Origin of the sequence: Xenorhabdus sp. PB61.4 (assembly GCF_963894935.1) — a bacterium.
In the GTDB taxonomy this organism is placed as follows: domain Bacteria; phylum Pseudomonadota; class Gammaproteobacteria; order Enterobacterales; family Enterobacteriaceae; genus Xenorhabdus; species Xenorhabdus stockiae.
In genome coordinates this window covers 1-10,225 of sequence record NZ_CAWQJR010000033.1, presented here as the reverse complement: position 1 = coordinate 10,225, position 10,225 = coordinate 1, and the positions used below count along the sequence as shown (strand labels likewise).

Here is a 10,225-nt window from a genome sequence, read left to right as displayed (position 1 = left end):
TTTTTATAAAAAACAATTTATTTACTGATAAAAATTAATAATAAAACATTATTCAATATTATCTTTAAAAAATAATGGCTCATTAAATATGAGCCATTATTACGAATCACGTTTTACTCACTGAACAACATCAAATCAATCTGTCTTTGCTGATGGTTGTATCTGACCAGGCCGTCACAATCGCGGATTTTGTCTGGTTATCAAGGGCGTCCATAAAACCACTGTTTCCGACAGTCGGGGCAAATCCACTCATGGCTTGCACCAGTGAATCTACCGCATGAGTTGATAGCGCGGTGAACTCACGTTCTCCTCTCGCATCTTTATCCCCTATCCGGGTGATAATATCCGCCTGATTGCCATTGAAGTAATCATTGAAAGTGACCGAACCGGTGGCTTCAAACTGCCCCTGAGCAGAGGTATCGGTGACATGACGGGCTGTCAGCAGTACCAAGTCATAGCCGCTGCGCTGGAACCAAAGGTTCTGCCAGTTCAGGTTATTGAAGATAATTTTGTCGCTGGATTTAATATCCTCAACGATGTTATCAATCACATCACCGCTGACGACAAAACTATTCACACCTGTCCCCCCCGTAAAGCGGTTCTGATATCCCCCCAGTACCAACAAATCATCACCGTCACCGCCATTCAACTGGCTGAATTTGGAAACCACATCGGCGATCAGGTGATCATTTCCTTCTCCGCCATTGATCAGGGCGTGATAACCCATCAGTTTGATGGAATCATTGCCTTCATTACCTTCAATCCGGTTCTCATTGCCGAATACCGTCGCAAAATCGTTGCCTTCCGCAAGTTCCACCTGATTGTTGTTACCGATGGCAACGACGTAATCCTGACCTTCCCCGCTATTGATGCGGTTGAAGTTACCGGAGGCCACGATATAGTCACGCCCTTCTCCCCCCTCAATGACTCCGCCTTCACCAAAGGCAAAGACCTGATCGTTGCCCTTGCCCATATAGGCGTAGTTAATACGACCAGCCAACACGGCAACATCATCTCCGGCTCCGCCGAACATCATGTTTTTCCGTCCCATCAGAACGCCCATGTCATTACCTTCACCGCCGGTGAAAACATTTGAAGTGCCCAGCGAGTAGAACGCATCGTCACCACGGCCTCCCCAGAAGTTGTTGTTATCGCCAAGATAAGCGCCCATATCTTTACCGTCACCGCCCCAGTTAAAGTTATAGTTACCCAGAGAAACGTGAATATCACCATCACCTTGCAGATGACCGCTGTTACGCAGGAAATCAAAGGTCTTGTCCTGCATATTCAGTAAATCTGCGGTTAGGTTCTGTTTCAGACTGGTGACCAGATTTTGCATATCCTGCTGTTTTTTCTGGCTGAACAAGGTAGCAAACAGGTTTGGCAGATTAAATGCGTTAAAACCGGCTGTGCGTTCTGGCTGTACATTGTCTCCGGGCTGTTCTTCCGCCTGTTTTGGCTGGTCATCAACAGGGGCTTTCGTTTTCAGGCCGTGATTCTCAAGGAAAGAATTCAGGGCGTCAGTATCTGCCGCCGAATGCTCTTTGATGTAATCTTTCAGGGTTTGTGGATCAATCAGCGCCTTTAACTGATCACTGCTAAAGCCGCTGATGACCTCCAGCATCTCCTGTATAACCGCAACGCCATCCACAGGCTGACCGTTCCGGGAGATAATGCGGCCTTCCGCGGTGTAATCCACATTAAAGATTTCGCCCAAAGTGGTATCTGCATCAACACGGGCAAGGCTCCGCAGCAGTTTATTTTTTAGCTGACGCGGTAAATCCAGAACACTATAAGTGAATGTCGTTCTCGCCAGCCCTGTTGTTGTGTACTGCTGGGTCATCAGGCCAAACAGCGATCCCAGATTAATATCCAGCAGCGACTGAATATTGTCACCGAACATAAAATTCCAGCTACCGGTTGTCACCTGAATATCCGCACCGCGCCCGCCAACAGCAAAGTTAAAGGCGAGTTTTTCATTTGCCTGTCGGAATCGGTCTGCCCGGCTGAGATTACTGATTTTCGGCGCCTCTCCTCCCAGCCACTGGTTGTATTTTTTGTTCAGTGCGCTTTCGATATCGTTCTTCAGGCCACGGCCACTGCGTAATTCCTGAGAACCCATCTCAGTCAGTGAACGGTAGTCCACACTGCTGGTCAGATCCAGCCCTGACATATCCTGTAGGTATTTTTTCACACTGGCGATTGTCCATTGTTCTTCCTGAGCGGCCAGCCAGCCCGGAGAAGAGAATGAACCGGAGATATCCTGCAAAACGCCTGACATACGGGATACGCCGTCAAACGGGTTAAGCATTGGCGGAGTCGGAATAGATTTATCCATCATGACAATCAGATCGTTACTACGTCCCTGATTAAAGCTGATATTCCGGTTGCCGATAAACAGTTGTGCGCCTTCCAGTGCCTGATAACCGGCAATATTCACGCTGTGTTTGCTGTCACCGTCTCCCAGATGAACCATGACGTTATTATCGCCAAACGCCAGAGACTTAAAGCCTCCCGTTCCTAATTTAAGGCCGACATTTGTGGTTCCCCAGTTAATGGAGGTAAATTCTCCGTCACCAATTTGCAGCTGCACATTACCGGAATAACTGAGTTGATTGTTTTTTGATGGTCTGATTGCGTCATCGCTATCCTGAACAAGACGTTTACGTGATGAGTGGAAGGTTTCTCTGTTATCGGCGATCGCGCCGGTAGCGGCTGTACTGGTGTTTCGACTGCCGATACGCGCAAGTACAATGTCACTTTCAGAGATACCATGACGTACCCGTTCTGAGCGGGTTTCCAGCTCATCGTTAGCATTCCAGTTCAGAACTGTTTTATTGTCATGCAGCTTATGCACCCACTGTTCCTGTGCATCTCTTCGGGTATATTTACGCCCCGTATTATCCACGGCAATATTACTACTGCGCGCAGAGACTGAAGCACGGATGCCCTGCTGTTTAAGTTCAGTCATAAAATGACGGGCAAAGCCATCGCGCTTATCATCACTGATCAGAGAACACCCCACCAGGCTGATATGCTCCGGTGTTCCGCCATAGCGGAAATCACGGCTGAACTGTTTTAAATTGATCGCTAATTCAGCTGCGTTATAGCCCCCCATGCGGGTATGATTTAATTCAGTAATTTCACGCCCGTGACCGATAATCTGCCAGCGTAGTTTACCTGTCAGTCTGGCTGGATCACCGTATACCACCCGATATTGGCCGGTAGAGTCAAACTGAACAACGATACTGGAATCAGGGTGTTTTCCTGCCAGATTGGCCGCGGCTCTGGCAACAACCGGATCATTCTCAGTCTGGATAATGATCTGGCTGTCAAAACGGCTGGAGCCGCTTTCCGGTTGTGGTGTAACGGTAATGTCTTCCCACGAAGCAACATTTTGATTATGTAGCGGGCGCTCTGTGCCTAAAGCATTTTTCATGGGTGAGCCATCAAAGATTTCCATTGCCAGAATATCTCTCAGGTTCATTTTGTCATCAATGACCGGACGATAAGAAGCCAGCGCCCGTCCATCCACAACAATCACCTGATTGAAAAAGCTTTCCTGATGCTCATTTTTGGGCATACCGTAGTATTGCGCCATATTCATGCCAGAACGGCTAAAGAAACGCTTAACATAAGCGCTGAATTTCTCTGCTGAGGAGAATTCCACAATACCGACATTAGGATCATAGAACCCATACATCCGCGTTCCGCTGTTGTCTTTTGACCACGCCGCCATAGCATGATCCGATGTATTCAGCTCAAGTAAAATCGCCCGGCCATCCGCATTGGATACCGTAATTTCGTCGATGACATCCTTCACTGTTAATGCCTGATTACCACTCAGTTTTTTCTTCCATGCCCTGAACGTGTTATCAAACATCGGTGCGCGGATATAGAGTGCAGAAAGTGCACCGAGCAATTTACTGGCGTTAGCTTTTTCCGATTCGGCGTACAGCTCCGGATGGCTGAGGACAGAAGCCGCAGAGTAGAGTTTTTTCAGAAAATCATTGCTGACATTATCCTGCCCGTCATTCTCAAGATGTTTTGCCAGCAGAACCAGTTCTGACAGCGGCATACAGCGCCCGCCGAAACCATCATTGGACAGATTCAGCAACATCAGTTGAGGAGCCAGATGTTCGTTTGCCTGTAAGTCCTCAGCACCGGTGGAAGCAACATCCCGGAACAGACGGCTGTATTTTTCCATTCTTGGCCGCAAGCTGAGTTTCAGCGCCCGGTTTTCAATTTCCCAGGATAACGCGCCTTTCTGTTCCGCTGTCCAGTTGCCTTTCAGTAGCAGATCCACCAGTTGCTTAATCCCCATATCAGCATGGAAACTCTCAACCAGATGCTCAGCCCGATTATGCCCGTAGCCTGACAGGAATTTTTTTGTCGCCCGCAGATCGTACACTCTGCCGGTTTTATCTGTATGGGACTGTAAAAACTGCATATAACGCTTCAAATCGTTCTTGATGCGTTTGATAGCAATACTTTCCTGTTCTCGCACGTTAGTTTCAGATAAATTACTTTCAGGAAAGTTGCTTTCAAGCGAGTTGCTTTCAAACAAGTTGGTAACGATCTTATTAGCGTACAGTTCCATCATCCGGCGGCTGGAATCATGCCCCAGATAAGTATGTTCACCAGAGATGTTATAACCGGTGCCAATGAGTTTAGTACGCAGTTTTTCACCTTCGGTTCCCAGCCCGTCCCGGCCAGTAAGCACCATAATAGGTGTCTTTTTGCTAATACCCTGTAGGTTCTTCTCCACTGAGAATTTTCCGTTAACCGATTTTGCCAGTACAGAAACGACGCCTGTCGGATTCAGGATATTATGAGCCGTAATGGCTTTGGTCATACTGGGCATCGGTCTGTCAAACAGCAGGCCGGCAACAGGTTGCCCTCTTCGTCCAACATAACGGGCCAGATCAGCCGCAATCGGTGCCCCCATTGAATAGCCGTGAATCACAATATTTTCAGGTTTAATACCACGATTGTTGACCAGATAACGGAACATGGTACGCGCATCCTGATACAGGCCGTTTTCACTGGGACGGCCATCACTGGTACCGTAACCGCGCATACTGACAGCAAGCATATCAACACCCTGCTGTTGATAATGCGTCTGGATTTTACTGGCCTGTTCTTCTGCGGAAGAACCTGAACCATGAATAAACAGTACGACCTTGTCTGACGGCTCCACAGCACTCAGATGGTAATAACCTTCCAGACGCCCTGCCTCACCACGCAACGTGACTTTTTCTGCCATCTGTCGTTCAATTGCCCGGCTAAGCCCTATTTGCACCGCTTTACTGATACGCCGGCGATCATCTCTCATCCCGTACAGCTCATTATTCATAAAGCGTGCCAGCGGGTTACGCGGCTCACTGTCACGTAATGGTGAGCCATCATTTTCAATCGCCACTTTTTCCAGTATCTCTTCATAAAGATCATCCGGCTGGTCCAGGATCCGTCCCACACCATCACTATTCAGACGACGATATTTATATTTGATCCGCTCAGCCTGTGTCGCCTTCTGCAATGCCTGACCAAATTGAAAGAGATCGTTAGGTTTCCAGATACCATATCCGGGACGCCACGCATGACCGAGAACGTTTTCTGCGCCGCCAGCTTTCAGAACGCGGGCAACAACCGTTGAACAGTTTTTGGCGAAAAGTTGGTAGCGCGCATCCGGGTCTGTGCTGATTTTTTCCCACTCAGCCTGCATTGCCGCTACATCAAGGCCTTCCAGATTGATGCGGAATACTCGTCCCTGATCGGCTTTGCCATCTTTAAAGGCGTTAATATCTGCCAGTTCACGTTCAGCAAACTGACGCGTCACATTACCAATCAGATGCTCCATGCGTTTAGAATTCTGCAATTCTGCCGCCATACGCAGTACTTCGGCAAAACGCTGAGCCACTTCCTGCATATCCATATTGTCATCCCGCCACTGGGCAAGGAATGGCTGATAAATATGAGGCGGTATCTCAGCCGATTTAAGCATCTCAGGATTAGCCAGCGCAGCCATTGCGAAACTTTCGCTGACATCCTTAAACTTGGCATCCACGCCTTTTACAGCTCTTAGTTTTTCAACGAATTCTTTCAGTTCACCTGAGCCATCAACCAAGCCAAAATCATCATCTTCTTCAGAGGCAACGTCATATCTCAAAGCCGGATTCTGATGAGCGGGCATACTGAGGTCACGCCAGCGGATCCGAAAATCAGACTGACTATTATTTGTCTCAATCAGTTCCTGCAAATTAAGGGACTTACTACCGGCCGGCCACCAGCTCACATAGTTCATGTCATTGAAATCCCTGACTTCTTCAGGGCTGACTTTTACTCGCCCGTGACCAATTTGCAGCGCAGCATGTCCCACACTACTGTGATCACTCGGTTTCCAGATATAGAGGGTGGCGCTGACCGGCGATAAATGACGCTCAATTTCCCGATGGACTTTTTTGAGGCCTGAAATATCAATCCCGGTGCCATCTTTTGCCAGATCACTGGCTTTCAGTTTGGAGAAGATGGCGTTGGTGACATCCTGTCCATATTCCCGGGTAACGGCCTCCATAACCAGTCTGACTCCCTTACCCGCGGTGTCTTTGGCTATCTTCACACTGAATCGGCCCTGCGTGACGAAATCACCCTGCGTATCAATATAGAGGTGTTTGGAATCACTGAGCTTAGAGTTGGACAGTTTGTTGTACAGTTCGCTGAAACTGCCTTCACCTGAACTTCTCAGTGTCGGCTCCGCCAGAGTCATGGATTCAGAAAGGCGTCCATAAATCTGGGATAACAGCTGTTGCATCGCCGGAGTCCGTTTTGAATCCGCGTGCCCAAGCACATAGCCTTCAACCTGCTGGCAGAGGTAGGTTAATTTTTCGATGGCATCCAGTGAATAATCCCTGTCTTCCATCAGCGCCTGCTCATAACGTTGCAGCGCATCAATGACGTTACGGTAACTTTCACCCATTGGCTTACCTTTTATGTAAGCCTTTTGTTGCAATTCATCGGCTGACATCAATTCAGCAGAGGGACGGTAACTCCAGCGACCGTTAATTTTTTCAGCTAAAATCCGCGTACGCCGTTGATCATAAGAAACGATATTATTTTCGATGAAATGCAGTTCTTTGGGGAACTGATCATAACTCTCATAATTAGCCAGAATGAATTGTTCAATGACTTTAAGCTGTGCCGGATCTTTCGGGTTTTCCACCTTAATCATCTTAATCGGAGAATGACGATTTTCCGGCCATGAATGCACTTCAAAAGTATTATCTGCCCCTTCACGGATGAGAATATTCAGTTCAGAACGCAGACGATAAAATGGCAGTGCTTTATTCAGCATACTATCAATAGCACCCAGCCTGACGTTCAAATCAACTAATGTATCCGGCTGATAATGATCGGCATTTATCTCCCGATATTTTTGTTGCTCAACCGGATTCAGGGCATCGAAACGCACTTTCATGCCAATATCATTATCTGTCAGCCGGTTGCCTATCTGTTTCAATGGCAGATGTTTATATTCAGAAGCGGGTTTATCCAGTAAACGGATCTCACCAACCATCCCTTCACGCTGCAACTGGCGGAGTACCGGTAATTCGAGGTTCCAGAAAGTGCTGCCCAACAGCAGGCCACCTTCTGCTATCACATAGACATCCCCGCGGGCTTTAGTTGCATACACTGAACTCCAAAGTCCCATATTGCTCCGGACAGAAGCCTCAATGGCCGATTGCTGCTCTTTTTGACGAATATCATGAGGGTCAAGCGAATGTGAGGCCCAATCCAGCAGTCGCTCACTCAGTGTGTTACTAAACGCATGCCCCGGTAAATCAGTGTCATAAACGACTTTCTTTCCATTAGGCTGGGCAGCATTCAGCAATTCACGGTATTGCTGGGAATTATTCCCCGAACGCAATGTCACTACGCTCTGTTCACCGTCAGCCGGATCAAAATGGTAGCCATATTGCTCTAACTGAGCCATGAAACGGACACGTTTATCCCAGTCATAATCAATGGTGGATTCCACAAATAATTTTGCCAGTGAGGATACCTGAGTCCGTGGAATAGTGTGTTTAATACTGTTGAGATGACCTTCGATATAATCGATCATCTTTTGTCGGTTACTCTCATAAAACTCGGTATCAATACGGGCAATTCCCGGTACGGGGATATAATCATCAGCTGAAAAATCCATCAGGCGCTCAGTGTCACTATCCAGCCAGCGATAAATATCTGCGACTTTTTGTGCCCTTGCCGTAATCGTGGATAGTGAGGCAGAGTTTGACGGTATCTGTCTGTTTTGCGGTAAACCATAATCCCTGGCTAAACGCTCATTCCCCAGTGCTTCCAATTTATCTGTCACCGTCGCTGAAATATCAGGCAATGCCCTGCTCAGTGTTTCAGACGCATCAATTTCCCGATTAACCTCATCAGGCAGTGTGATATTGCGGGGTGGCTCATCTGGCTGCCGGGTAGGCACAATATTTGTCTTTCTGGAAATAATGCCTGCTTTAATTTGCAAACGATCCAGCGCCTGTTTTGCATCCGCCAATGGCACCAGACTATCGTCTGATTCCGGGAGGTCCAGCCTGAAACGCCCCTCACCCTGCGCAGCTATATCCTTAGCAACTATATCCTGAGCAATATGGCTACCGATATGTTCTGCACCATTTGGTTCATAAGCCGGGCCGGACAAACCACTCCCCTTGCTTTCTCTGCGGGCGGTTTTCTGGCTGCTGTTTTTCGCTTCAATTGCAGCATCCTGCTCTGCCTGCTGAGCAGTGTTATATCCATCAGCGGCAGCCTGCGCAGCCCGTTTCTTCTGTGACTGTGCCTCTTGCGACCGGAATTCTGCCCGGCTGCGGGCATCTGTAATATCCTGCTGTGCATTCCGTTGATTCTGTTCACTTCTGACAATACCCGCTTCTGATTTTTCCAGAGCTGTATCGATTTGATTCCGGTGTTGCAGAATAGATGAATTTGAAGACTCCAGTTGCTGATCGGCAAGGTTTTTTGCTTTATCCAGTTGTGACTGGAGATCATCCAACAACCTGCCCGCATAATCATGACGCCATTGTGTACCGGAATCTCCCTGATGGAGCCTGTTTGGCAGGTTATCAAGACTTTCCAGCGCCTTAGCTTTTGCCAGTAGATCATCAGTGATAGCCTGCTCCTCTTGCCTGATGACATCACGCTGTGACAGCCCGTTCGTATTCAGGGCATCAAGATCCGTTGCTGCCAGCTGATTCTGGGTATCCGCAATGGCCGCCAGTTGTTGATCTCTTTCCTGCATCAGTCGTTCACTGTCGGCTTCAGCATTTTCCTTATCATCCAGCACCTCACCAGCCACTGAGGTTTGTGGTGTCTGCTTCACTTTGACACTTCCAGAACGATTTGAGCATGCAACAATGTTATCCAGAATGTAACCTCGGCCATCACTTCTGCCGGTGCCGCTGAATGCCAGCCGGTTACTGCCGGCCTGTGCAATGAGTACCAGCTGTTTATGCTGCCAGGCGATACTATCGTCCGAAGATGAAAAGACAACCTGACCATTCCAGAGTACTTCTATACCGTTATCATCGGTGCTGCCTGCACGCGGTGCAAAGTCAAAATCAAGGATAATGACCTCTCCCGCTTTAAGCTGGCGGAGATCCTGATAAATAGTGGTGTTGGCATGAGCATCCAGTTCAGTCACATACCTGTCGTGGCCTGCGTCATCCAGCCCATAAGACGCCGCCGGATGCTGGACTTCAATGCCGTTGGTGGCTTGCCATCCCTGTGTACCGGCCTCAAAATCGCCGTTAATAATCAGGTTAGGCTTCTGATTTTTCGTGGGTTGATCTTCCCCGTTCATGATGGCTTCCAGCCTGCCGACATCCGGTGTTTTCAGCTGGCTCACCGAGGCATGCAGATCAGCGGAAAGCGTGGAGCTGACTTCACCGATTTCTTTCAGCTCAAATCCATTAATGCTGTTTATTTCCGGCAAATTGATGGCACCCCGCCCACGGTAACTGCCTGATGTATTGGCTTCATCACCATGAACCAGAAAGTTAATTCCCTGACTGCCCATCGCTCCCAGTAACGTCTGTTTGATATTACCGAACAGCGTTGCCAGTTTATGGCTTTCCGTATTGCTGGAGGCCAGCGCCAGATTGTAAAAATCGCCGTTACCGATTTGAATGGCAACGTTATTGCGGGCATAGGAAGCGTGAATATT

Annotated in this window: 1 protein-coding gene; it reads right to left on the bottom strand. The window is 48.2% G+C overall.

The annotated features are described in order from the left end of the window. Window positions 1-130 precede the first annotated feature (130 nt). Window positions 131-10,225, bottom strand: a 10,095-nt coding sequence (locus AACX68_RS02960; protein ID WP_228860566.1) for an alpha/beta fold hydrolase, incomplete at its 5' end; no start/stop codon positions are given.